Source organism: Pseudomonas sp., from assembly GCF_050739775.1.
GTDB lineage: Bacteria > Pseudomonadota > Gammaproteobacteria > Pseudomonadales > Pseudomonadaceae > Aquipseudomonas.
In genome coordinates this window covers 1-25702 of record NZ_JBOICA010000003.1, presented here as the reverse complement: position 1 = coordinate 25702, position 25702 = coordinate 1, and the positions used below count along the sequence as shown (strand labels likewise).

Annotated in this window: 19 protein-coding genes, 1 tRNA gene and 2 pseudogenes; 7 read left to right on the top strand and 15 right to left on the bottom strand. The window is 58.5% G+C overall.

Annotated features, from left to right (window positions below; genetic code table 11):
• Positions 1-62: 62 nt before the first annotated feature.
• From ACRESH_RS02790 to dibA, 11 genes and pseudogenes are all read right to left on the bottom strand, one after another.
• Positions 63-644: an alpha/beta hydrolase gene (locus ACRESH_RS02790; RefSeq protein WP_431740500.1), complete on the bottom strand. Its 582-nt coding sequence runs from the start codon at positions 642-644 to the stop codon at positions 63-65.
• Positions 645-826: 182 nt separating this feature from the next.
• Entirely contained in the window at positions 827-1228 is a 402-nt protein-coding gene (locus ACRESH_RS02785; RefSeq protein ID WP_431740499.1) for an ExbD/TolR family protein, read from the bottom strand.
• A gap of 1 nt (position 1229) precedes the next feature.
• Complete coding sequence (locus ACRESH_RS02780; RefSeq protein WP_431740498.1) at positions 1230-1952, bottom strand: MotA/TolQ/ExbB proton channel family protein; 723 nt, start codon at positions 1950-1952, stop codon at positions 1230-1232.
• A 27-nt stretch (positions 1953-1979) separates the two neighbouring features.
• A pseudogene (locus ACRESH_RS02775) lies at positions 1980-2761 on the bottom strand (energy transducer TonB).
• A gap of 245 nt (positions 2762-3006) precedes the next feature.
• The gene (locus ACRESH_RS02770) at positions 3007-5349 is read right to left on the bottom strand and encodes a TonB-dependent receptor (RefSeq protein ID WP_431740497.1); all 2343 of its coding nucleotides are present in this window, start codon (positions 5347-5349) and stop codon (positions 3007-3009) included.
• A gap of 301 nt (positions 5350-5650) precedes the next feature.
• Positions 5651-6640, bottom strand: coding sequence for a sulfate/molybdate ABC transporter ATP-binding protein (locus ACRESH_RS02765; protein WP_431740496.1), 990 nt, complete (start codon positions 6638-6640; stop codon positions 5651-5653).
• Between the two features lie 3 nt (positions 6641-6643).
• On the bottom strand, positions 6644-7516 hold the full coding sequence (cysW, locus tag ACRESH_RS02760; RefSeq protein WP_431740495.1) for a sulfate ABC transporter permease subunit CysW: 873 nt from the start codon (positions 7514-7516) through the stop codon (positions 6644-6646).
• Between the two features lie 14 nt (positions 7517-7530).
• Positions 7531-8349, bottom strand: a complete 819-nt coding sequence (gene cysT, locus ACRESH_RS02755; protein WP_431740494.1) for a sulfate ABC transporter permease subunit CysT — start codon at positions 8347-8349, stop codon at positions 7531-7533.
• 87 nt (positions 8350-8436) lie between these two features.
• A complete protein-coding gene (locus tag ACRESH_RS02750; protein ID WP_431740493.1) occupies positions 8437-9444 on the bottom strand; it encodes a sulfate ABC transporter substrate-binding protein in 1008 nt (335 codons plus the stop codon).
• Positions 9445-9484: 40 nt separating this feature from the next.
• On the bottom strand, positions 9485-9667 hold the full coding sequence (gene oscA / locus ACRESH_RS02745) for a sulfur starvation response protein OscA (protein WP_007899630.1): 183 nt from the start codon (positions 9665-9667) through the stop codon (positions 9485-9487).
• Positions 9668-9802: 135 nt separating this feature from the next.
• Complete coding sequence (gene dibA / locus ACRESH_RS02740; protein ID WP_431740492.1) at positions 9803-11713, bottom strand: phosphodiesterase DibA; 1911 nt, start codon at positions 11711-11713, stop codon at positions 9803-9805.
• A 149-nt stretch (positions 11714-11862) separates the two neighbouring features.
• Between dibA and desA the strand changes: the two genes are divergently transcribed.
• Entirely contained in the window at positions 11863-13047 is a 1185-nt protein-coding gene (gene desA, locus ACRESH_RS02735; RefSeq protein ID WP_431740491.1) for a delta-9 fatty acid desaturase DesA, read from the top strand.
• 135 nt (positions 13048-13182) lie between these two features.
• Positions 13183-14172 (top strand): GGDEF domain-containing protein, encoded by a 990-nt coding sequence (locus ACRESH_RS02730; RefSeq protein WP_431740490.1) that lies wholly within the window; start codon positions 13183-13185, stop codon positions 14170-14172.
• 27 nt (positions 14173-14199) lie between these two features.
• Here ACRESH_RS02730 and ACRESH_RS02725 read toward each other — a convergent pair.
• The 3 genes and pseudogenes from ACRESH_RS02725 to gabD all read right to left on the bottom strand — a co-directional run bounded on the left by ACRESH_RS02725 (position 14200) and on the right by gabD (position 18455).
• Positions 14200-15409 (bottom strand): annotated as a pseudogene (locus tag ACRESH_RS02725) (HDOD domain-containing protein).
• A gap of 139 nt (positions 15410-15548) precedes the next feature.
• The gene (gene gabT / locus ACRESH_RS02720) at positions 15549-16829 is read right to left on the bottom strand and encodes a 4-aminobutyrate--2-oxoglutarate transaminase (protein ID WP_431740489.1); all 1281 of its coding nucleotides are present in this window, start codon (positions 16827-16829) and stop codon (positions 15549-15551) included.
• Between the two features lie 183 nt (positions 16830-17012).
• A complete protein-coding gene (gene gabD, locus ACRESH_RS02715; RefSeq protein WP_431740488.1) occupies positions 17013-18455 on the bottom strand; it encodes an NADP-dependent succinate-semialdehyde dehydrogenase in 1443 nt (480 codons plus the stop codon).
• Positions 18456-18715: 260 nt separating this feature from the next.
• On the opposite strand from gabD, the gene ACRESH_RS02710 reads away from it, so the two are divergent.
• Positions 18716-18792 (top strand) — tRNA-Arg (locus tag ACRESH_RS02710).
• Positions 18765-19979, top strand: a complete 1215-nt coding sequence (locus ACRESH_RS02705) for a site-specific integrase (protein ID WP_431740487.1) — start codon at positions 18765-18767, stop codon at positions 19977-19979. The genes ACRESH_RS02710 and ACRESH_RS02705 overlap by 28 nt, the downstream gene beginning before the upstream one ends.
• 1730 nt (positions 19980-21709) lie before the next feature.
• Here ACRESH_RS02705 and ACRESH_RS02700 read toward each other — a convergent pair.
• Positions 21710-22345 (bottom strand): DUF262 domain-containing protein, encoded by a 636-nt coding sequence (locus ACRESH_RS02700; protein ID WP_431740486.1) that lies wholly within the window; start codon positions 22343-22345, stop codon positions 21710-21712.
• A gap of 435 nt (positions 22346-22780) precedes the next feature.
• Between ACRESH_RS02700 and ACRESH_RS02695 the strand changes: the two genes are divergently transcribed.
• From ACRESH_RS02695 to ACRESH_RS02685, 3 genes are all read left to right on the top strand, one after another.
• Positions 22781-23353, top strand: coding sequence for a recombinase family protein (locus tag ACRESH_RS02695; RefSeq protein WP_431740485.1), 573 nt, complete (start codon positions 22781-22783; stop codon positions 23351-23353).
• Between the two features lie 133 nt (positions 23354-23486).
• Entirely contained in the window at positions 23487-24116 is a 630-nt protein-coding gene (locus ACRESH_RS02690; RefSeq protein ID WP_431740484.1) for a helix-turn-helix domain-containing protein, read from the top strand.
• Between the two features lie 142 nt (positions 24117-24258).
• Positions 24259-25530 (top strand): hypothetical protein, encoded by a 1272-nt coding sequence (locus ACRESH_RS02685; protein ID WP_431740483.1) that lies wholly within the window; start codon positions 24259-24261, stop codon positions 25528-25530.
• Positions 25531-25702 lie beyond the last annotated feature (172 nt).

Genomic DNA, 25702 nt, shown 5'->3' with positions numbered 1-25702 from the left:
AAACTCCCGCCCTCAGCACCTGGGGCCGGGCGTTGAATCTGGAGAAAAGTCTGCGCCTGAGGTCAGGCGCGGCGAAGGGCGTGCTGTTCCAGGCGGTTCTGCAGGCGGTACAGGTAGGCAAACCCCTGCTCCCAGCGACGGTGCCCGGACTTGACGTTGATATGCCCGGCCCCGGCCAGAAAGCCCACCTCGGCGCCCCAGGCGCGTGCCAGTTGCATGGCCCGCGGGGCGCTGATCGCCGGATCGTTGTCGGAGCTGACCACTTGGCTTGGGAACGGCAACAACTGCTGGGCAATCGGCGCGAAGTTACGCAAGGCTGGCGAGCACGTTGGGCGCTCGACATCAGCCGGCGCCACCAGCAAAGCGCCGCGCACACGATGCAGCAGGCTGACACTGGCTTGTGCAGCCCAATGAGCGACGGTGATGCAGCCCAGGCTGTGGGCAATCAGGATCACCGGCGAATCGTCGGCGGCCACTGCCTGTTCCAGAGCAGCCACCCATTCGTGGCGCTGGGGCGTCAGCCAGTCGAGCTGCTCGACCCGCGCACTGTTGGGCAGCACTTGCTGCCAGTGACTCTGCCAATGATCTTCTGGCGAACCTTGCCAGCCCGGCACAATCAGGTAACGGATCGACGTGTTGCGCATGGGGACGCCTCCTGTTGGGTTTGCGTGCTTGAGGCTAAGTATAGGGAAGTGGTTATATTCGCAAAGGAATAAGAAGGTATTTATTAATAACCAAAATGAAAAATCACCAACCCACAGAAATAAAAAAAGGGACCACCCCCTGCCCAGGAATGGCCCCTGAAGACTTGCCTGAGGTGTGTTGCTCAGCGGGCGGTGATCACCGACAACTTGGTAATCCCCGCACGTTCGATCGAGGCCATGGCCCGTGCCACCTCCCCATAATTCACGCCATCGTCCGCCTGAAGCTGCACACGCACTTGCGGGTCCTTGGCCTTGGCTGTCTGAAGGCTGGTTTCCAGCAGGTCGGGCTGGATTTCATCCTTGTTGATGAACAACTTGCCATCACCATCGATGCTCACCACCAACGGGTCTTTCTGCTCCACCGGGGCCACGGCCTCGGTCTTGGGCAGGTTGATGGGGATGGCGTTGGTCAAAAGCGGCGCGGTGACGATGAACACCACCAGCAGCACCAGCATCACGTCCACCAGCGGCGTTACGTTGATCTCGCTGAGTACTTCGTCACTGTCCTGGGTCGAGAAGGCCATATCAGGAGGCCTCCTTCACTTTTTGCGGGCTGCTGCCAGCTGGTTTGTAGACCGTCGGATGCACCAACACACGGAAGGCACTCTTCTGCGCCAGGCTGTAGAAGTCGTGGGCAAAGTCATCGAGGTCGGCAGCGGTCAGTTTCAGGCGGCGCAGGAAGTAGTTGTAAACCAGCACCGCCGGTACTGCGACGGCGATCCCCACACCGGTGGCGACCAGCGCTGCACCAATAGGGCCAGCAACGGTTTCAAGGCTGGCGGAACCGGCAGCGCTGATGCCCTTGAGTGCCTCCATGATGCCCCAGACCGTACCGAACAGACCGATGAATGGCGAGGTGCTGCCGATACTAGCGACCACCGCCAGGCCGGTTTCCAGGGAGCGCCGCTCACGTACGATCTGCTGGCGCAGGGCACGCTCCAGGCGATCCTGATGGTTGATGGCCTGGCTCAGGTCGCTGGCCTGACCGGGCTCACCCACGGCAATGGCGGCGTAACCGGCCTGGGCCACCCGGGCGGCCGCGCCGGGCTGGGTTTCGCTCAGTTCTGCAGCAGCATCCAGACTGGATGCCGCCCAGAACTGCTGGTGGAAACGCTTGTCCTGATTCTTCAAGCGCACGAACTGCACACCCTTGACCAGGGCCAGGCCCCAGGTGATGACAGAGAAGCCCACCAGCAGCCAGATCACCGCGCTTTCGATGGATTCGAGGGGGGATGCCAATAACGTCATGATCAATACTCTCTCTGTTAGCGCGAATTAGTGGATCTTGAATTCGATGGGTACGCTGACCCAACCGTCCACGGCCACCTCACCCTGCTTGGCCGGGACGAAACTCCAGCGCTTGACCGCTGCCAGGGCTGCGTCGTCGAGCTGCTGGCGACCACTGCTGTTCTGCAGCTGAATCTCGCCTGGCTTGCCACTGGCCAACACATGCACCCGCAACAACACCGTGCCTTCCCAACCGCGCCTGTGGGCCAGTGCCGGATACTCCGGCGCAGGGTTCTTCAGGTACCCGGCGCTGGCCGAAGCTGGCGTCACTGGTGCTGGCACAGGCGGTGTCGGCGCGGCAACGGGTTTAGGTGGCGCGGGCGGTTGCTCGACCGCCTTGGGTGCAGGGGTTCGGGCTTGGGCACCGGTTTTGGCTTGGGTTTGGGCACAGGCTTAGGTGCCGGCTTGGCCGCCAGCTCATCGACTACAGGTGGCGGTGGCTCAACCACAGCCGGCGGTGGTGCAGGCTCGACTACAGGCGGCGCCGGCTGCGAGAACTCGATAGTCATCGGTGGAATTTCCGGCGGCACCACCGGCAGCACTGGCGTTGGCGTCTGGCTGATCCAGTACGCCACGGCTCCATGCAGGGCCAGGGCAAAGATCCCCAGGACGATTTTTTCCCGGCGACCCAAGGCGCTTTTCGGGGTGCGCTGCAGACGCTGATACCCCAGGGGTACACGGTGCGGTCGGCCAAGATCGACCAGCTCGCCGCTCGGCGTCTGGCGCCAAAGCACATCGAGCGCGGTGGCGGCGGTCTGGACATTACCCATTGATCAGCTCCTGGGATCTCTATGTGTTTCACTGAAGGCAGCTCAATTGCCTTCGCTGTGTGGATCATCACTGCATGTTGCTTATTTCTTAAAGCAATCTTTGAAGTTATGTATAGAATTTAAACGAATAATAAAATTCAACGCTCCGCGCTATGCCCCGCCACTCAAGGCCTCGGGCCAATCGTTGAATTGGCGATGCCTGCCGCGCATGAAAAGTATTCAAAGCAGGCATGCAAAAACCGCCATCAGAAGTCGTAGCGACCGGTCAGACCGAGGGTTCTCGGCGTGCCCACCAACCCCTCGTAACCACCGTTGGCAGCGCTCCAAAGGGTGGTGTAGTAGGTCTTGTCGAAGGCGTTTTTCAGCCATAGCGAGACATCCCACTGCCCCTGGCCGAGATCGCCGCGCAAGCCTGTGGACAGGTTGACCACGGCGTAGCTGGGAATCTGCGCGAAGTCGGAGTCCTCGACCGTGCCTACCGCCTTGGAGCGGAATGCGTAGCTGGCGGTAACGTAGGGCTGCAGGCCGTTGTCCAGGCCCCACTGGTACTGGCCGTTGGCGTTGCCGATCCACTTCGAGGCGCCGACCACCTGGTGACCGGTCAGATCACAGGCTGCGGGCGCACCTGGCTGCAGGGCGACTTCCGGGGCGCATGGCGCATCCTTGTAGGAGAGGTAGCGGACATCGTTGTAGGAGCCGTTGAGGTTCAAGGTCAGGCCGCGTAGCGGCACCAGGGTACTTTCCACTTCCACCCCACGGGAGCGCACGGAGCCGGCGTTGGTCAGGTACTGCACACGGTTGGCTTCGTCGTAGGCGTTGGTCTGGTAGCCATGCACCTCAGTCCAGAACAGGTTGGCATTGAGTTGCAGGCGTCGATCCCAGAGGGTGCTCTTGAGACCCAGCTCGGCGTTGTTGGCGCGCTCGGTGCCAATCAATAGCGAGTCAGCACCCGCCACCGGCGCGGTCGCCACTGTCAGGTTGACCCCCCCGGACTTCTCGCCATGGGACAAGGTGGCATACCCCAACAGATCATCGGTAAAGCGATAACTCAGGTTCAGCAGGCCCGACGGGCTGAACGTGTATTGGTTCAGGCCGCCCGACTCATAAGCACCGACCCGCCCCTGTCGGGCAGCGGCCGCAGCGCCAGTGACAGCGGCACCGCCAACGGGGGCGGCACGATCGACCCAGGCGCTTTTTTCTTCATAGGTGCCACGAATACCGGCAGTGAAGTCCAGGCGCTCGGTCAGGTGCCAGGTGCCTTGGGCGAACAGGGCAAAACTGTCGGTACTGATATGGCCCTTGCCGAGGGTGGTGACATTGGCCAGGGCGCCGGCCGGGGTGCCGTTCCAGATATCCGCCTGGGGCCCGTAGTAGACGAAGGATTTGTTATCCAGGTCGGAGCCGAAGTAATAGGCGCCCAGTACATAGTCGAAGAAGCCACCGGTGGGCGACGCCAGGCGAAATTCCTGCGAGTACTGCTTGTCACGCACCGAAACCCCGGAGTTGTACGCCGCCGGCACATTCAGGCCCTCGTCGTTGCGCGGGGTGAAGTCCCACCAGCGGTAAGAACTGACGGAGGTCAGGGTGAAATCGTTATCCAGGGTCCAGTTGGCTTCCAGCGAGGTGCCGCCCTGGAACACGGTAACTTGTTGGTCGCTGTCCAGGTTGACCTTGCGCTTACTGCCATCGATCAGCGTGGCACCTGCCGCCCTGGCCCGGGCTTCGTAGCGGTTGACGCCATTGATGGTCGGTCCGATGCTGTACAGCAAACGGGTCCCGGCACTGGAATCCTCTTCGTTGTAATCGCCGATCCAGCGCAGGTTGAACTGCTCGCTGGGCTTGTACAGCAACTGACCACGAAAGCCCTGGCGCGAACCGCCATTGAGGGTGTGACCGTCGTACTCGTTCTTGATGTCGCCATCGCTGCGGGTGCGGTAGGCCGAAATACGTCCGGCCAGGGTCTCGGTCAAAGGTCCGGACAAGGTGCCCTTGGTCTGGAAATAGCCATCCTCACCCACCGAGGTTTCGAGGCTGCGCTCCGGGGTAAAGCTCGGCGCCCGGGTGCTGATGTTGATCACCCCGGCGGTGGTGTTCTTGCCGAACAAGGTGCCTTGCGGACCGCGCAGCACCTCCAGTTGCTCGATGTCCATCAGGTCGAATACGGCCATACCCGGACGGCCGAGGTAAACGTTGTCCAGATAGAGGCCAACGCTGCCTTCCAGACCATCGCTGGCGGGGTTGTTGCCCAAGCCGCGGATCGACACGCTGGACTGGCGGGCGTGCATGTAGGCAACGTTGACGCTCGGCACCAGTTGCTGCAGATCCTGGATGCGGTAGATGCGCTGGCTTTCCAGCGCCTGCCCATCGAGCACGCTCATCGGTGTCGGCACGTCCTGGGCGCTTTCCTCCCGGCGTCGGGCGGTCACGGTGACGGTCTTGAGCTGGCTGTCGCTGGCCTTCACCGCAGCCTGCTCCGGCTCAGCGGCATGAGCCGGCAACCAGTGCGCACTACCGGCCAGCAGCAGGGCCAGGGGCAGGCGCTGGAGCCGCCGTGAAGAGAGAGGTGCAAGACGATGGGTCGGGCTCATGGGCGGCTCCTGGCCAGGAATGCATATTCCTGATAGCTATTTATTTATTAGTTGAAATATATTTATCGAATAAGAGATAGCCTTTATAAGGAGTGCAGCCGAGGTAGAGCAAATGCCTTTGCCCGATACTTTTTATGAGAAAAATGCATATAGCACGCAGGCGCGAACGAGCAGCTACAACGCGCTAGGCGTGGTGCTTGATTCGCAGGACGGGAGGGGAAATACGATCGCGGGGCAGGGCCGCCCCACAGGTTTTCACTCACCCTGTGGGAACGGCCTTGCCCCGCGATTGGAGGGGTACTCAGATATTGGCGACTTTCTGCCAGACCTTGGGCTTAAAGAACAGCGTCTCGCCACGGGCCAGCCCAGTCAGGCTGTCATGGTCCTTGACCACTTCAGCTTCGATCAGCTCGCTCTGCCCTTCGACCTTCAAGGTCACCCGGGTAGTCGCGCCCAGCGGCCGAATATCACGCACTTCAGCCGCATGGTGCCCCTCGACTTCATGCCGCGACAGCGACACTTCATGAGGGCGGAACAGCACGTGGTGACCTTCGCTCAGGTGCAAGCGGTTGGAATCGCCAAGGAAGTGGTAAACGAAATCACTGGCCGGATTCTCGTAAACCTCGCCCGGTGAGCCAATCTGCTCGATCACACCCTTGTTCATCACCACGATGCGGTCGGCGACTTCCATCGCCTCTTCCTGGTCGTGGGTGACGAACACCGAGGTCAGGTTGATATCCTCATGCAGGCGCGCCAGCCAGCGGCGCAGCTCTTTACGCACCTTGGCATCAAGGGCACCGAAAGGCTCGTCGAGCAGCAGCACCTTGGGCTCCACCGCCAAGGCGCGGGCCAAGGCGATACGCTGGCGCTGGCCACCGGAAAGCTGTTCGGGATATCGGTCGCTGAGCCAATCGAGCTGGACCATGTTCAGCAATTCATGGACCTTTTCGGCAATCTTGCTCTCGCTCGGCCGCTCGCCCTTGGGCTTCATGCGCAGGCCGAAGGCGACGTTGTCGAATACGCTCATGTGGCGGAACAGGGCATAGTGCTGGAACACGAAACCGACGTTGCGATCACGCACGTCATGACCGGAAACGTCTTCGCCATGGAAGACGATGCTGCCCTGGTCGGGGGTTTCCAGCCCGGCGATGATCCGCAGCAGGGTGGTCTTGCCGCAGCCGGACGGGCCGAGCAATGCCACCAGCTCGCCGCTGTGGATATCCAGGTTGATGCTGTCCAGGGCCTGGAAAGCGTTGAAGCGCTTGCTGACGTTACGAACTTCGATCGACATGAATTATTCCTCCGCTGCGCTGTGGCGCAGACGGTTAATGCGGGACTCGCTCCACTGCTTGAGCAGCAGGATGAAGAGCGCCAGGATCAGCAACAGGCTGGCCACGCTGAAGGCCGCGACATGGTTGTATTCGTTGTAGAGGATCTCGACATGCAGCGGCAAGGTGTTGGTCACCCCGCGAATGTGCCCGGAGACCACCGACACCGCACCGAACTCACCCATCGCCCGCGCGGTACACAGCACCACGCCGTAGATCAGGCCCCATTTGATGTTGGGCAGGGTCACGTGCCAGAACATCTGCCAGCCGTTGGCCCCCAGCAGGCGCGCGGCCTCCTCTTCCTGGGTGCCCTGCTCCTGCATCAGCGGGATCAGCTCACGGGCGACGAAGGGCACGGTGACGAAGATGGTCGCCAGAACGATGCCCGGCAAGGCGAAGACGATCTGGATATCGTGATCCTGCAGCCACGGCCCGAAAAGGCCCTGAGCGCCGAACATCAACACATAGACCAGACCGGCAATCACCGGTGAGACCGAGAATGGCAAGTCGATCAGCGTGACCAGGATGCTCTTGCCGCGGAAGTTGTACTTGCTCACGCACCAGGCGGCGCTGACGCCAAACACCAGGTTGAGCGGCACTGAGATGGCCACGGCGATCAGGGTCAACTTCAGGGCCGACAGCGCGTCAGGCTCGAAGATCGCCTCAAAGAACGTCCCCAAGCCCATTTTCAGGCCTTGGGACACCACGATGACCAGCGGCAGCAGCAGGAACAGGGCAAAGATCAACCAACCGAGACTGATCAGGATCCGCCGCGAGGTCGAGCTGCCACGGCGGGCGGCGTTGGCCGATGCGGCCGCGCCAAGGGTAGATGCAGACATGGACGTGGCCTCCTTCAAGGGGTTTCGATGCGCCGCTGCAGCAGGTTGATCAGCAGCAACAGGACGAAGGAAACCACCAGCATCAACACGCCGATGGCAGTGGCGCCGGTGTAGTCATACTGGTCGAGTTTGACCATGATCAGCAACGGCAGGATCTCGGTTTTCATCGGCATGTTACCGGCGATGAAAATCACCGAGCCGTACTCACCGACACCACGGGCAAAGGCCAGGGCAAAACCGGTCAGCCAGGCGGGCAACAGCGCCGGCAACAGCACATAGCGAAACACCTGCAGCGGTTTGGCGCCCAGGCAGGCAGCGGCTTCTTCGACTTCCCGAGGGATGTCAGCCAATACCGGCTGCACCGTACGCACCACGAACGGCAAGGTCACGAAGGTCAGCGCCAAGGTAATACCCAGGGGGGTGTAGGCGATCTTGAAACCCAGGTCGGTCGCAAACTGGCCAACCAGGCCCGCTGGCGCGTACAGCGCCGTCAGGGCGATACCGGCCACGGCCGTGGGCAGGGCGAACGGCAAATCGATCATCGCCTCGATGATCTTGCGCCCCGGGAAGGTGTAACGCACCAGCACCCAGGCCAGCAAGGTGCCGATGATGCCGTTGACGATGGCGGCGCAGAGGGCAGTGCCGAAGCTCAGCTTGAGTGCAGCGAGTACCCGCGGTGCACTGATGATGGCCCAGAACTGCTCCCAGGTGAGCTGGGCGGCATGCACGAACATGGCCCCCAGCGGTATGAGCACAATCAGACTGAGGTACACCAAGGTGTAGCCCAGCGTCAGCCCGAAGCCGGGTATGACGGGGGAGATACGACGTGACATAAAGGTCCCTGGTTGAACGCACGAAGCCCGGGACGAATCCCGGGCCCATGCTGGCTACTGAACGGCGATTATCCTGACGGCCATGTATCACTGCGCCGTATAGATCTGGTCGAACACACCACCATCGTTGAAGAACTTGGGTTGGGCAGTCTTCCAGCCACCGAAGTCTTTGTCGATAGTCACCAGGTCCAGTTTCGGGAACTGCTTGGCGTATTCGGCAGCAACTTTCGGGTCACGCGGACGGTAGAAGTTCTCGGCGGCGATCTTCTGCCCGACCGGGCTGTACAGGTGCTTGAGGTATGCCTCGGCGATCTGCTCGTTGCCCTTCTTCTGTGCATTCTTGTCGACCACGGCCACCGGCGGCTCAGCGAGGATCGACAGCGACGGCACGACGATTTCGAACTTGTCGTTGCCACCGTCTTCCTTGAGGGCCAGGAAGGCTTCGTTTTCCCAGGCCAGCAACACGTCACCCTGACCATTGTTGACAAAGGTGATGGTCGAGCCACGGGCACCGGTATCGAGCACCGGTACGTGCTTGAACAGCGCCTGCACGTATTCCTGAGCCTTGGCTTCACTGCCACCGGCCTTCAGGCCGTAGGCCCAGGCGGCGAGGAAGTTCCAGCGGGCGCCACCGGAGGTTTTCGGGTTCGGGGTGATCACCGAAACGTCTTTCTTGATCAGGTCGCCCCAGTCCTTGATGCCCTTGGGGTTGCCTTTGCGCACCAGGAACACGATGGTCGAGGTGTATGGCGTGCTGGCGTCCGGCAGGCGGGTCTGCCAGTTGTCCGGCAGGCTCTTGCCGAGCTTGGCCACTTCGTCGATGTCGCCGGCCAGGGCCAGGGTCACCACGTCGGCGCGCAGGCCGTCGATCACCGCTCGGGCCTGCTTGCCCGAACCACCGTGGGACTGCTGGATCTTCACCTTGTCGTCCGGGTGAGCCTGCTGCCAGTGCTTGATGAACTCGGCGTTGTACTGCTGATACAGCTCACGGGTCGGATCATAGGACACGTTCAACAACTCGTAGTCCTTGGCGATGGCGGAACCGGCAAACACGGCGCTGGCGAGTGCAGCCAGGGCATAACGGCGGATGGACATGGTGAAGCTCCCGATTGGCTATTTTTTCTAATTAGGGGTATCAGCTGGGCTTGTTGCCGGGGCTCTGCAGGCGGAACTTTTCCTTGCGCTCGATCTGCACGACCTGAGCGTTGTGCACGGTGATTTCCACCGCGCCGAACCGCAGGTCGCGCAGGGCGCTCTGGATCTCGCGCAGAATAGTGGCTTCGTCCTGACCGTCAACGCTACGCAGAGATGCGCTCATGCTCGTGCTCCTGTGAATAAGGGTGCCGTGCAGTTGCGTCGTTGAGGGCGACTGCGCCTGGCTTGAGGGCAATCTTAGGGGGAGCTAAATATTCTTAAAAATACTATTTAAGAATTTTTATATAACTAAAAATAGTTATGCACTTGAGGCTGCTCCACAGCGCAATTGCTGCGCCGGAACCGGCCGGCCAAAAAAGTACCCCTGCCCCAGCTGGCACTGATGCTCGAGCAAAAACTGCGCTTGCTCGGCCTGCTCGATACCTTCAGCAAGTACCTGCATGCCCATGCTCTGGCCCAGGGCAATTATTACCCGGACAATCGCCGCATCGTCTTCATCGCAAGGCAAGCCCGCGACAAAACCCTGGTCGATCTTGAGCTTTTGCACCGGCAGGCGCTTGAGCCGCAACAGTGAAGAGTAACCCGTGCCGAAGTCATCGATGGCCAGGCGCAGCCCCAATTCGCGCAAGCGGTGCAGTTGCTCCAGCGCGACCTCGGGATCCTCCATCACCGCGCTTTCCGTAACCTCCAGTTCCAGCATCGCCGGGGCTAAACCCGTGTCATGCAGCACCTTGGCAACCTGCTGGTAAAGGTCGCGATGGCCAAACAAACGACTGGAAATGTTCACCGCCACGAACTGCAGCGGCCGCCCACTGGCCTGCCACTGCACCATCTGCGCACAGGCCTGGTGCAAGACCCAGGTGTCAATATCAGCAATCAGACCGGTGCGTTCGGCGATCGCAATGAACTCACCGGGAGCCACCAGCCCACGCTGAGGATGCTGCCAGCGCACCAGCGCCTCGACACCCATCATCGCGCCGCTGCACAGGTCATGCACCGGTTGGTAGTAAACCCGCAGTTCTTCCTGCTCCAACGCCCGGCGCAGCTCTGCGGCGGTCTCGACGCGCTGCTGGGCATGGGCCGTCAATTCCTCGGTATACAGGGCATAGCCTGCACGACCACTGGCCTTGGCCTTGAACAGGGCCGAGTCGGCATTGCGCAACAGTTGCTCGGCACTCAGGGCATCACTGGGAAACAGGCTGATACCAATGCTGACGCTGACGAACAGGCGCTGGTTATCGAGCTCGAAGGGTTGTCTCATCTCATCGATGACACTTTGTGCCAGCGCCGCGGCCTGGCCGACCTGCGGGCATTGCTCGGTCAGCACGGCAAACTCGTCGCCACCCAAACGGGCCAGGGTCACGCCACTGCCCAGCAACGCCTTGAGCCGCTCGCCGACCATTTTGAGCAACTGGTCACCGACATTGTGCCCAAGACCGTCGTTGATGCTCTGGAAGTGATCCAGGTCCAGCAACAGCAGGGCACAACCGCGCTTGTTGGCTTGAGCAGCAGTCAGCGCCTGCTCGGCACGGTCGTTGAACAGCAGGCGATTGGGCAAATCCGTGAGCGGGTCATGATGGGCCAGGTGGGCAAGCTCGCGCTCAGTATGCTTGATCGCGCTGATATCGCTGAACACTGCCACATAGTGACTCAGCTCGCCGCTGTCATCGCGGATAGAGCAAATGGTCTGCCACTGTGGGTACACCTCGCCACTCTTGCGCCGGTTCCAGACCTCACCGCTCCACTCACCTTTTTCGGCCAGGGCCGCGTAGATCTCCTGATAGAACGCCGGTCCATGACGTCCGGACTTGAACTTGTTCGGCCGCTGGCCGATGACTTCATCCTTTTCGTAGCCGGTGATCTGCATGAACGCACGGTTCACATGCACGATCACCCCGTTACTATCGGTCACCAGCACGCCTTCGAGGGTGCTGTCGAACACCGCCGCGGCCATGCGCAACCGTTCGCGGTCCTCGCGGCGCAGGCGCGCGCCGACACCGATGAAATTCAACAGACGGGCACGGGACGTGAAGATCAGTACTGCGCTGCACAGCACCCAGACATGGGCACTGAGCAATTGCCAACGGGCCAGCTGCTGAGGATTATCGAAAAAACTGCTCAATAATTGATCAGACAGCGCCAACCAGAGCACAGACAACACCAGATAGAGCGCAGCCATGCGCATGGCGTCTCGAATGGAAGCAGACATAAGGTCCTGACAAGCCCACAAAAAATGATGGGGGATTATAGGGTAGAAACATCCCGTGACCTCCTATCTAAAAGGCCGACTGGTTTTATTTGCCCGCGCAGGGATAATGCTTGCCGCTGTTCCTTATGTTCTAGAGGGCCCTATCGCCTATGTGGTACCAAGGTTTGCTCAACTTGTCGGTCTGGCAGCTGCTGGCAGTTACCCTGGTCATGACCCATGTGACCATCGTCAGTGTCACCGTCTACCTGCACCGATATTCAGCCCACCGCTCGCTGGAACTGAACGCCGGGCTCAAGCACTTTTTCCGTTTCTGGCTGTGGTTGACCACGGCGCAGAACACCCGCGAGTGGACGGCCATCCACCGCAAGCACCACGCCAAATGCGAGACCGTCGACGATCCGCACAGCCCGGTAATCAAGGGGCTGTCCACTGTCCTGCGCAAGGGCGCCGAGCTGTACCGCGAAGAAGCGCGCAACCCGGAAACCCTGCGGATCTACGGCAAGAACTGCCCGGAAGACTGGATCGAGCGCAACCTCTACTCGCGCTACAAACTGGGCGGCATCGTCCTGATGGCGGTGATCGACCTGCTGTTGTTCGGCACCATCGGCATCACCATCTGGGCCGTGCAGATGATGTGGATTCCGTTCTGGGCCGCCGGCGTCATCAATGGCCTTGGGCATGCCGTGGGTTACCGCAACTTCGAGTGCCGCGACGCAGCCACCAACCTGGTGCCCTGGGGCATCATCGTCGGCGGCGAAGAGCTGCACAACAACCACCATACCTACCCCAATTCGGCCAAGCTGTCGGTCAAGCGCTGGGAGTTCGACATGGGTTGGGCCTGGATCCAGCTGTTCTGCTTCCTGCGCCTGGCCAAGGTGCAGCGCGTCGCGCCCATCGCCCATCGGGTCGAAGGCAAGGGCCAGCTGGACATGGACACCGCCATGGCGATCCTCAACAACCGTTTCCAGATCATGGCCCAGTACCGCAAACTGGTGATCGCGCCGCTGGTCAAACAGGAACTGGCACGGGTCGATGACTCGGTCCGCCATCAGTTCCGGCGCGCCAAGCGCCTGCTGTCGCGGGAAACCAGCCTGCTTGAAGACCGTCATCACCAGCGCATCCAGACCATGCTCGAACACAGCCAGGCACTCAAGACCATCTATGAGAAGCGCCTGGCCCTGCAGCATATCTGGCTACGCACCAGCGCTAACGGTCACGACATGCTGGCCGCAATGAAAGACTGGGTACACGAGGCCGAGGCCAGCGGTATCCAATCCCTGCGCGATTTCGCCGCTCAGCTGAAAACCTACTCACTGCGTCCTGCCCTGAGCTGATGCCGTTGATCGGCGCGCTCCTTAACCGGGCGCGCCATCCGGAACTTCACCACCTATCCTCACTCTGACTGGCATAACGCCCGCGTGGCGGGCCGGGTCATGACCGCCCGCCTCTGTGTGAGAAGTTCCGCGCAAATGGTCAATAAAAAACTCTCGTCTCACCCCCACAGTCCGCCCCCTGAAGCGACCCAGACCCTCTTGGCGTTGATGCACGCCCAAGGCGAAGTGGCACGCCTGAGCGAGCGCGAGCAGCTGTTCAGCTCGTTGCTCGACAGCGTCAACGCCGTGCTTTGGGCGTTCGACTGGGAATCGCGCCAGGTGCTCTATGTAAGCCCCGCCTATGAACGAATCTTTGGCCGCCCGGCGAGCCTGCTACTGGCCGACTTCAATGAATGGCGCGACAGCATCTACCCCGACGACCTGGACTATGCCGAGCGCAGCCTGGCCGAAGTGCTGGTCAAAGGCGCTGTGGAAGACCGCGAGTACCGCATCATCGACGCCGATGGACAAGTCCGCTGGCTCAGTGACAAGTGCTTTATCAACCAGCAGGCCGACAGCGACCATCGGGTGATCGTGGTCGGCATGGCCGAAGACATCACCGAAAAGAAACGACTCGAAGTCGAACTGCAGCATATGGCCACTACTGACGTCCTGACCCAAAGCAGCAACCGCCGGCACTTCTTCGACTGTGCTCAACAAGCCTTCGAAACCGCCCGGCGGGAGCAAACACCCTTGGCCTTTCTGCTGCTGGATATCGATGACTTCAAACTGATCAACGACACCTACGGTCATCAGCAAGGCGATTATGTGCTGCAGCGCATCGCCGACACCGGCAAGGCTGTGCTACGCCGTGGCGATCTGTTCGGGCGTATAGGCGGTGAGGAGTTTGCGGCAGTATTTCCCGGTTGTACGCCGCAAATCGCCCAGCAGATTGCCGAGCGTTTGCAGCGGGAAATTCAGCGTTTAGGTTTCAGTCATGATGAGCGGGAGTTCGGGGTTACGGTGAGTCAGGGGCTGACGGCTATCACCAAGGCGGATGAATCGCTGGACAGCCTGTTTGCCCGGGCGGATGCGGCGATGTACCAGGCCAAGCGCCAGGGCAAGAATCAGATTGTGATTGGCTGAAAGACTGACGAACCTGTGGTAGCGGACTCAAACCTTGCGCAACCGCCCCAACTCCACCATCCCCACCTTCAACAACCGCGCCGCCTTGCCCTCGGCCAACGCCTCCAACCCCTGATCCGCCGGCAACCGCGCCAACTGCCCGGCCAGGTTCATCACCAGCGCTTCACGCGAATACACCCCGCCGCCCAACTGGTAGATCGCTGCAATCAGCTCCCGTAGCTCCAGCGGTAAGCGCCAGCGGGTGCGCAATGCCGACCCAAAAGCCGCGCCAAACTTATTGAGCGACAGCTCCACCGAATCCTCATCCAGCTCACCTCCGGCCTGCTGCCACTCCTGCAAACAACGCAGCAGCGCCAGATCGCCCAGGCAATGCAGCAACCCGGCGCAATAGCAGCGCTCCTGGTCCAGCTCAAGCATGCGCGCCAAGCTCCTCGCGTACTCCGCCATGTGCAGCGACAGCGCCCAGAAGTGCTCGGCATGCCGGGAAAGCATTGGATCGCGCAGCTTGGCACTGCGCTTGAGCGCCAGCCCCAGGATCAGATTCATGCTCTGGGTCGTGCCCAGCTTGTTCAGCGCCTGCAACAGGCTTTGCACCGTACCATCGCGATGCAGCGCCGCGCTGTTGGCAGCGGCGATCAGTACGGCGGCGATTTGCGGGTCATTGCGAATCTCGGCTTCCAGCACTTTGAGGTCCAGCCCCTGAGGCTGCAGGCTGCGCTTGATCGCCAGCTTCACGTCGGCAAGCAGCGGGCCGCCATCGGAGGTGGCCCGGCGCCCTTCGAGAAACCGCGGTAAGGTCGAACCCGGCTGCAGCAGCGGCACCGGACAGGCCACTTCCTCACCGCCGCTAAGCAACAGGTCCTCCAGGCGCTGGCGCAAGGAGTCCATGTTCAACGGCTTGCTCAGGTAGGCAGTCGGCGCGAACGGCAACACTTCACGCACACTGGCAGCATCGCTGCGATTGCTCATGAGAATGAATGGCAACGCGGGTTGGCGACCCTTGGCCCGCACATTGCGCAGCAGGTCGAGGCCATCACCACCGGGCAGCTCGCGCGCAGCGATAATCAGGTCGGGCTTGCTGGCCAACGCCGCCAATGCTTGCGAGCCATCGGCACAGACCTGCAAGCGCGCATCGCAGCGCACGCTGAGGAGCGTCTGACTCAGCATGTTCCGTACCCAGGGGTTCCCCTTCGGCAATCAACACGCAAGGTGCCTGGGCGGGCTCTACAACGCTCATACTCGACTCTCCGATATTTCGCTACACGCAATCCAGTGCACCCTCCAAGGTGTCTCCTTACCGGCAACCTTTGCCCCCTGGCCTTCCTTTAGGCGAAAAAAACCCGCCGAAGCGGGCTTTTCTTCTAATGCGTCACAGTTTACGCGAGTTCTGCGAAGCACTCTTCGATGATTGCCAGACCTTTGTCCAGTTGCTCATCAGGCGAGGTCAGCGGAACCAGGATACGCAGGACGTTGCCATAGGTGCCGCACGACAGCAGGATCAGACCCTTGTCGCGAGCCTTGGCCACAACCGAGGCTACCGCGGCGGCGTTCGGGGTGTGGGAACCGGCTTTGTCGAAGACTTCAACAGCGATCATCGAGCCCAGAGCACGCACGTCACCGATGATTGGGTGCTTGTCCTGGATCTTGCGCAGGCCAGCGACCAGACGCTCGCCAACAGCCAGGCTACGCTCCAGCAGTTTTTCTTCTTCAAATACTTCCATGACGGCCAGGGCCGCGGCGCAAGCGATCGGGCTACCGGCATAGGTGCCGCCCAAGCCGCCTGGAGCGATAGCGTCCATGTACTCGGCCTTACCGCACACACCGGCCAGTGGGAAGCCACCGGCGATGGATTTGGCGAAGGTGGTCAGGTCTGGGGCAACACCCATTTGCTCCATGGCGAAGAAGGTACCAGTACGGCCAGCACCGGTCTGCACTTCGTCAGCGATCAGCAGGATGCCGTGCAGGTCGCACAGATCACGCAGACGCTTCATGAACGCTTTAGGCGCAACGTAGAAACCGCCTTCGCCCTGAACTGGCTCGAGGATGATCGCGGCGATGTCGCGTGGTTCAGCGTCGTTCTTGAAGATGCGCTCGATCGAAGCGATCGAGTCGTCAACGCTGACACCATGCAGTTCGTTCGGGTACAGAGCGCGGAAGATACCGCCTGGCATCAGGCCCATGCCTGCCGAGTAAGGCACGACTTTACCGGTCAGGCCCAGGGTCATCATGGTACGACCGTGGTAAGCGCCGGTGAAGGCGATCACGCCGGCACGGCCAGTGGCGGCACGGGCGATCTTGATGGCGTTTTCAACGGCTTCGGAACCGGTGGTGACCAGCAGGGTTTTCTTGGCGAAATCGCCTGGCACCTTGGCGTTGATCTTCTCGCACAGCTCGACGTAAGGCTCGTAGGCCAGGACCTGGAAGCATGTGTGGGTCAGCTTGTGCAGTTGGGCTTCAACGGCAGCGATGATCTTCGGGTGCAGGTGACCGGTGTTCAGTACCGCAATACCGCCGGCGAAGTCGATGAACTCGCGGCCTTCGACGTCAATGACGGTGGCGTTTTTTGCCGACTCGGCGAAGATCGGGTGGATCTGGCCAACACCGCGTGGAACAGCGGCGACACGACGTTGCATCAAAGATTCGTTGGTCTTGCTCATAGTGTCCTCAATTCACCACACACAAGGTGGCGCGATTCAAGTCAGAGTGGCCGGTATTCAACTGCGGGCAGCATGCGTTGATCGACTGCTGCAGGGGCCCAGGCCACTGGGTGTACGGTGTAAAAAGGCCAGCGAGACGTCGCTCTCGCGCCCCGCTGGCAGAGGTAAAGCCTTACGCTGCGATCAGACGCTGATGCACAGGTATTTGATTTCCAGGTAGTCTTCGATGCCGTACTTGGAACCTTCGCGGCCCAGGCCCGAGGCCTTGATACCGCCAAACGGCGCGACTTCGTTGGAGATCAGACCGGTGTTGATACCGACCATGCCGTACTCCAGCGCTTCGGCAACACGGAACACACGGCTCATGTCACGGGCATAGAAGTATGAGGCCAGACCGAACTCGGTATCGTTGGACATGGCAATGACTTCAGCCTCGTCCTTGAAACGGAACAGTGGCGCCAGCGGGCCGAAGGTTTCTTCCTTGGCCACGGCAGCGTTCTTCGGCACGTTGACCAGAACGGTCGGCTCGAAGAAGTTGCCTTCGATGATCTTGCCACCGGTCAGCACCTGGGCGCCTTTGCCAACAGCGTCAGCAATATGCTCCTGGACCTTGGCCACGGCTTTCTCGTCGATCAGCGGGCCAGTGGTGGTGCCGTCTTCCAGGCCGTTGCCGATCTTCAGCTTGGCCACAGCAGCCTTGAGCTTCTCGGCGAAGACATCGTAGACGCCGTCCTGAACGTAGATACGGTTGGCACAGACGCAGGTCTGGCCGTTGTTGCGGTACTTGGAGATGATCGCGCCTTCGACGGCCTTGTCCAGGTCAGCGTCGTCGAACACGATGAACGGTGCGTTACCGCCCAGCTCCAGGGAAACTTTCTTGATGTCCTTGGCGCATTCAGCCATCAGCTGGCGACCGATTTCGGTCGAGCCGGTGAAGGACAGCTTGCGCACGATCGGGTTACCGGTCAGCTCGCTGCCGATGTCGCCAGCGCTGCCGGTGACTACGCTCAGTACGCCAGCCGGGATACCGGCACGGTGGGCCAGCTCGACCAGTGCCAGAGCGGAGTACGGGGTTTGCGACGCAGGCTTGAGGACCATGGTGCAGCCAGCGGCCAGGGCCGGGCCGGCTTTACGGGTGATCATCGCGGCCGGGAAGTTCCACGGGGTGATCGCGGCGGTTACACCGATTGGCTGCTTGATCACGATCAGGCGCTTGTCTGGCTGGTGGCCAGGAATGGTGTCACCGTAAACGCGCTTGGCTTCTTCAGCGAACCACTCGATAAAGGAAGCGGCGTAGACGATTTCGCCTTTGGCTTCAGCCAGAGGCTTACCCTGCTCGGTGGTCATCAGGCGGGCCAGGTCGTCCTGGTGCTCGATCATCAATTCGAACCAACGACGCAGCTTGCCAGCACGCTCTTTGGCGGTCAGCGCGCGCCAGGCCGGCAGCGCCTTGTCGGCGGCCTCGATGGCGCGACGGGTTTCGGCCGCGCCCATCTTCGGCACAGTGCCGATGATCTCGCCGGTGGCCGGGTTGTTGACCTTGATGGTCTGACCGTTGTCCGCGTCCAACCACACGCCATCGATGAAGGCTTGCTGGCGGAACAACTGAGCGTCTTTAAGCTGCATGTCGGCTTCCTTAACGGCACCGTACAGACACGGCGCGAATTATTGATTGTAGAAAAAGGAGAGCGTTTGAAATCTCAAACGAATCCTAGGAGCAACGAGGAAAAAGGACAATAGGGTGTTCGAAAAAAAGAACAAAAAGCGCTATACGGCGACCTTTTTCAGATCAACGTCACTTATAGACCCGCGTGTGTGCAAAATCGAACACAGCCATTCTGGCGATGGACGCCGACAGTCTAGATGGGTATCATGGCGCCCGCGTTGCACTCGTAGCTCAGCTGGATAGAGTACTGCCCTCCGAAGGCAGGGGTCGTGGGTTCGAATCCCGCCGAGTGCGCCATCTTCTTTCCCTTTGATTCCAAGGGGTTGGCGCTTCTGCCGAAAACCTGTCCTAGTCCTGAAAGTCGTTTTTGCCACAAATTTGCCACACTTAATGTGGCGGGAATGGTCGAAATGGCAACAATCAGGAATCGCGGCGAGTATCAGTGGGAAGCGCAAATTCGTCGTAAGGGCTATCCAGCCCAGCGCAAAACCTTCGAAACCAAAGCCGACGCCCAAGCCTGGGCCCGCATGATCGAAAGCGAAATCGACCGAGGCATTTTTGTCTCTCGTGTCGAGGCCGAGCGCACCGCCTTTCATCAACTCATTGATCGCTACATCTCCGAGATCGCTCCGAAGCACAAAGGCGCCTATTCAGAAATCAAACGCCTGGAAGCGCTCAAGCGCCATCCGCTGGCAACACGCATCGTCGCCACACTCACCTCCTCCGATTTTGCCCGCTACCGTGATGAACGCCTGAAGATCCGCAAGGGCAACACGGTTAAGCGCGAACTCGCATTGTTTCAGTGTGTGATCGAGGTTGCTCGCCGCGAGTGGGGAATTCATCTTGCCGAGAACCCAGTCAGGATGGTCAGCCGTCCCAGCTACAACGACGAACGCTCGCGGCGGCTCGACCCAATTGAAGAGGAATACATCCTCAACGCACTGGAGCTTCGTGAGCGCCGTGCTGACGGCACCTATGCCGACGCCTCACACAATCCATGGATACGGCCCATCGTCCAACTGGCGATTGAGACAGCCATGCGCCGTGGCGAAATTTTCGAGCTGCGCTGGAAGCATGTGAACCTAGATCGCAGGACCGCGCATCTTCCAGCGACTAAGAACGGACTGCCCAGAACCGTTCCGCTTTCACCAAAGGCTATTCATCTGCTGAAGGGCTTGCCGCGCTCGCTGTGCGGTCGAGTCTTCCCCACCACCGCCGACGCTCTCAAGAAGGCCTTTGTGCGAGGCCTGGAGCGAGCGAGGCTGAAATACCTGGGGGATTGCGGGGCGGCGCAGGTAACGCCTCAGGAAGACTTCCTGATCAATCTACGCTTTCACGATCTGCGGCATGAAGCGACATGTCGGCTTGCGACCAAGCTGCCGAATTTGATCGAGCTTGCCAGCGTGACGGGACATCGGGAGGTGAACATGCTGAAGCGTTACTACAACATCACCGCAGAAGAGCTTGCGGCAAAGCTGGCTTGATCAGACCTATGGCTACTTCTCAGTGGTCAGCTTAGAGCTGACCACTGATCTTGCAAGACGCCCGCGCGAACTCAGCATAGGTCTACGAGGCACTGTTGCCGGATCAGCAATCGCCTCTTATTGCGGCCCCTTCCTTCAGAAAACCGTTCATCTGTTAAAAAGCTGTCCTAGTGATTGAGCGTCTGATTGGCAAAAGCTGGCCTCACCAGATCAATCGAGCGATAAAGCGATGACAGTAGATTATGAAACTATCCAGAAAATACAGAAGCTTGGCGACGACGTTCTGATTGGCGTGGTTGAAGTTGCGGCGCTGACAGGCTTCAGCGTGCTTACGGTCCGTCAGCGCAAATTGCCGGGGCTTGAGCCTGTACCGGGGCTGTCAAGGTTGAGATGGAGACTGGGTGATCTGAGAACTTGGATGCGCACCGGCAACACCGAGAGTCGAGATTCAGCCACCGTCATCGCACCTTTTTCACATCCGAAACGTACAGGGAGGCCCACAAAGAAAGCACAGGTGGAGGCGCGACAATGACCTGTCCTGGCTCAATTCATCTCCTTTGCACCGAGAGCAGTGAGCATGAGTAGACAACGAACCATTCGGGACCAGAATTTTTGGCGCTCCCCACGCTTACTGAATTGCACCACCGAGGACAAAGTTGCTTTGCTGCACTTGTTAACTGCTCCTGACAGCAACATTACGGGCGTATACCCACTTGTTCCACGCATTGCCGGAGCAGAAATTGGATGGACGGCGGATCAGTGGTTGCAGGTCATCCACCGCCTCCAGGATGAAGACCTAGCCAGGTATGACAACGTGAGACTCATCGTTTGGGTAAGAATCTGGTGGGATCACCACTCTGCTACTCAAGTGACAGGGCCAAAACTACGAGCCAGAGCGTTGGAAGAAATTCGCCGTATCCCAAGCGAGTGGCTAGACGACTTTCTGAATGACTTCAAAGAAAGGCTGAGCGACGACCAGCAGGATTGGATAGACGAATCCCTCCGACCGCGCTCAAACCGATACGTAGAAGAGGACTCGATATCACACGGATACCATATCGATACCGTATCAGCCAATGTCATACATAACACTAAACCTCAACCCAAACTCTCAACCAAAACACCAACGTCTTTGCCCACCTCTTACGAATTGGATATGTCAGGAATCCCTCCTGAACATCGGACGGATGTCCACCGAGCGCTTGTGAAGGCGAAGGTAAGCGGAAAACTTAGGCATAGGCCGCAACTAGTAGTCAACGCGATGGCAGAAAATTACCGATCTGCTTCAGGTAAACCGCATAACGCCATGGCCTTAACTCTGTATCTGTCCGAGAATCTGAATGGCGGTAACGAAGTGAACTAGGTTTGTCTGAAGCCAACTCAAACGAAGAGGATGAATGCCATGGCTAGAAGGCGTCGTGCCGCCGTTGAGCGAATAATCCTCCAAGCTCGGATATGGGGGTGGGATATGTCCTGGTCGTTCAGCATGGCCACGCGGACCGATACAAGGCCAATCGGCCACCATTATTCAGAGCATACTGCGATCAAGCTTTACGGCTCCGTTCGATACCCCGAAGCATTCAAATACCCGACCCTAGAATGCTACCTATACGTTGATCCACTGCTCCTAAGCGACAAGTCGGTTCCTCTCTGCATCGGCTCCATGCAGGCGATAGGTTGGAGGCTTACCGCATATATCGCCGTTCACAATGATCGTTTCAACAGCTTGGTCACCACTGCAAGTCGACTTGTTGCCCTTGAATCGCATCCAGATCGACAATGTCAGTGTGCGAAGCATCTCCACGGATGTAGGTAGCGCAGCGACGAACAAGCTGTGGGAACTCCGCAATCGCCCCGGCCTGGCGAACCTCATGGCGAGAAAGCCGTACCCCGCCCGTATTTATACGGCGAAACGTCTCATCGACGTTATTTACAGAAGTATAAGCAGATGTGGATATAGGTAACGGGTAATTCAAGATCGTATTGCATAACTCGAACGATAACTTAGGCTCATTCTGCTTTAGCTTACCCTCATTGAGAAGTTTGTTGGTTTCTCCAACGATAGAAAGATCAAAGTAATGCCCTTGTACGGGGAAATCGCCCTCGATAAATGTTGTAATAGCCTCTAAACGCTGCATCCCATCCAATATTTCGAAGCATGCCCCCCGAACAGGGTGATTAAAGCTTACACCGAGAAACAGCGGGACCGGGTATTCATTCATTAGCGAGTCTATAAACCTCTGCTTTTCCGCAAGAGTCCATACTAGCTTCCGCTGATACCGTCTATTTACAATAAACCGCCCCTGGCGAAATCCAGTATAAATTGACTGTACCGGCTCGCCGCGAATATTCAGATTGTTTTGCATTAATAATCTTCCATAACATTTTTCAAAAGCAAATATCAGGGTGAAAACATTTTATATGCCACAACCATAAAAGCTCTTTACGTATACGGAGCTTCTCCTGAGTACGGCTGTCAAGATCCCCACAATTGATCATCATGAATTGGCTTGAGGCTAGCAAAATGCCACCATGACTGCCAGGCCGATTTACCCACAATCTAGACGATAGTGTTCATTACGGAAGAGGAGGGGCCGCTGCGGCTAGCCAACTGGAGAGACGCCTATCGTTAGCACAAGCCTTCTCAAGGCTAAATACTCTTCACATAAAGCATCAAAAAACGACTGTTAAATGATGCCAGTGAAATCCGGGTAAAACCTTAACAACAAATTAGCCTTGAAGGCTTTCTGATACCAGCCTATAGTGATACCACCTTATCTGATACCACCTAGGTAGCCGTGATGTCTCGAACCTTCATCTATGCCCGAGTCTCAACCGAAAGCCAAACCACCACCAATCAGGTGCAGGAGATTAAATCCGCTGGGTTCGACGTACATCCTCAGCGAGTCATCGAGGAGGTAATTTCCGGTAGCGTCGCCACAAAAGAACGGCCAGGGTTCCAGAAACTCATGGAGCGCCTCGAATCATCTGATGTGCTGGTTGTGACAAAGCTTGATCGCTTAGGAAGAAATGCAATGGATGTGCGCGCCACAGTGGAATTGCTCGCTTCTGCTGGCATCCGGGTGCACTGCCTCGCTTTGGGCGGGGTTGACCTCACCTCATCCACTGGAAAGATGACAATGCAGATTCTAGGCGCAGTTGCGGAATTCGAGCGTGACCTTCTTATTGAAAGGACTCAGTCAGGCTTGAAGCGAGCAAAAGCAGAGGGCAAACGCCTCGGAAGGCCTGAAGCGGTTAAGACAACGGCAGAAGTCCAACGGCTAAAAGCACAAATGCTGAGTCAGGCTGAGGTGTCTCAACAGACAGGCCTAGGTATTGCCACAGTCAAGCGTCACTGGAACAAAAATGTATAAAACGCTTGCAAAGCGCAAATTATTATGATCCTGGGGCGTGGACACTAAGCATTAAGCCAATTAAGATTGCTGCACTGCTCGTGCCGGACGTCCTCCGGTGCCGACAGTGCCCCCACTGATCGAGGACTGAGCCATGCCGGGCAAAAAATCAACGCCGGATCAGAGCATGCAAGCTGTCGTGCTTAGAGAAGCTGGTTGGACCATCCCAGCCATCGCCGAAAGGCTGGAAATGAGTATCAGCACTGTGCAGCGATTGCTTAAGAAAAATCACGCGGTTGCTGGCGCTACCTCGCAAGCGTTGATTGAAAAGGCCAGGGAGGAAATGCTGAACACTGCTTTCGTTCTGGAAAATGTTCAGCAGATTGCCGCCTCACTTGTGCTTGATGACTTGGCTATCAGTCAGCAGATCCGGCTGAAACTTGCCGAAGCCATGGACTTGCTTGACCCCGCTAATCCAACAGTCTTCCGTGCGCTCGCTGCAAGCGCTACTACTCTCAAGCTCACGCAAGACGTCGGACGACGTGCGCTCCCCCTCGATAAACTCAATGAATCCTTGGAGGTGGAGCAACTGCCAGAGCTTCACATCCGACTCATGACGGAAGACGACGTAGACGAAATCAGAGCACAGCAACGCCTTGAAGAGGCTGAGATTAACGGGGATCGGGATGGAGTTGAGGACGAGCTCGAAACCATACGCTGGTTGAAAGATCAGAGAGCTCTAAAAAAACGCCACCCTGACGATGACATCGTGATGGAAGGATGAGAGGACCTTGACCTCAGCTTGACCATGCAAGATCGTCAAACCCTTAGACTGTGTAAGTTAGCTACACCCCCCTGGCGCCATCCAGCGGAGACCGGTTTTGAAAATCGGTACTCCGTAGGGTAGGTACAACAGAGCGATGATCATGACGGACAATCAGAAATCCTTGTTCGGCCCAGAAAATGTGGTTGGGGTGCAGCAGCGGCTACAAGAGAGCTTCAACCGACAACAGGTGGAACGCCGCGAAGAGCAAACGAATTTTAAGTCCCAATGGCGCAAAGCTATGGATGATTGCAGCTCCGAGCTGACCGGGACCACGGAAAAGGATTTTCCAGAGCTCGATGAATTACTGGCGCCCACTCAGAGCAGCGCCAGCTGCCATGTCGAGCAGCGGATTTTCTCGGCACAGCAGAGACAGATTTTGCCGGAGGAAGTCGGACTGTTCGCTACGGTAAAATCAATCGATGCGGAGTATTCACCACTAGAAAAAGAGCGCATCACCCCGGCCTCCTCTCCGTCGAGTTTCACGGAATCCTACAAATTTGGAACGGTTAGAAAGAGAACCGCGAAGCTCCACAGCCCGCAAAATGCTTGGACTCTAGCTGCTATCACCGGGTTGCTGAGTACTGGGTTTGGAGCTATTAGCCATTATCCCTTTAGTCAATACCAACAGCAGCTTGCTCGGTCATGGCTGAGATCCAGATACTGGGGACAGGCAATCATCCTGAACCCTCCCCAGGTTGATGACCTTCCTGAGTGGGATGATTTGCCTGCCGATGTGAAGCATTTTTTCAAGCTTTCGTACCTGCTCAGCCAACCCGGAGCGCAGTTCATCACTATTCGGCTTTCCCCTCAGATCGGGGAGAAAGCATTGGCAGCGCCACGCGGCCCTGCTGATTGGTTGGCTAACAAAATCAAGCGCGCCCTCAAATCTGTGGGCATCCCGGCTGACCACATCGCCTTCGCCCTAGAGTTCGCTCCGAAACAGGCTAAAACGCTGCACAAGCTCCATATTCACGGCGCCGCCTGCATACCAGTCGAAATGCGTAGACAGGTCTCAGAAGCGCTCACAGATGCCTTGGCGCCAGACTACAAACAACACGGCACAAACGAGGCGGTAAGGCTTGAGGCACCGGAGAAGGCCGGTGACGTTGCCAAGTATGTGGTGAAGGAATCCAAAATAACCAAAAACAGGATTATCCGGCTTCTGAATCAGAACCGCTCCAACAACCATGGCAATGGAGCCAGCCCACACCGGGCATCAGAACTTGCGACAGCTGGCGGGCGGGCTATCTATAACGACCTCCGGGGTTCCTTGTTCGGCAACCAGGAAGCCTTCAACCAGGCTTTCCACCCGGCGATCAAGGAAATTCTGGAGGGGGGTGTAGTGAGCTTCGTACTCCCCAAAAGGAATTAGCATGAGGATGGCGAAACTCAAACTCAGAAGAGGGTCCAAAAAATTTAGGGAAACTCTGAAGAAGACTTCCAGATTTGGCAGAATGCTTAACCTCAAACGCCGAGACACCTGATGAAGCAGATGACCTTCGCCGACGCCGAGTACGCCGGCAAGCGCAAGCAGACCCGCAAGG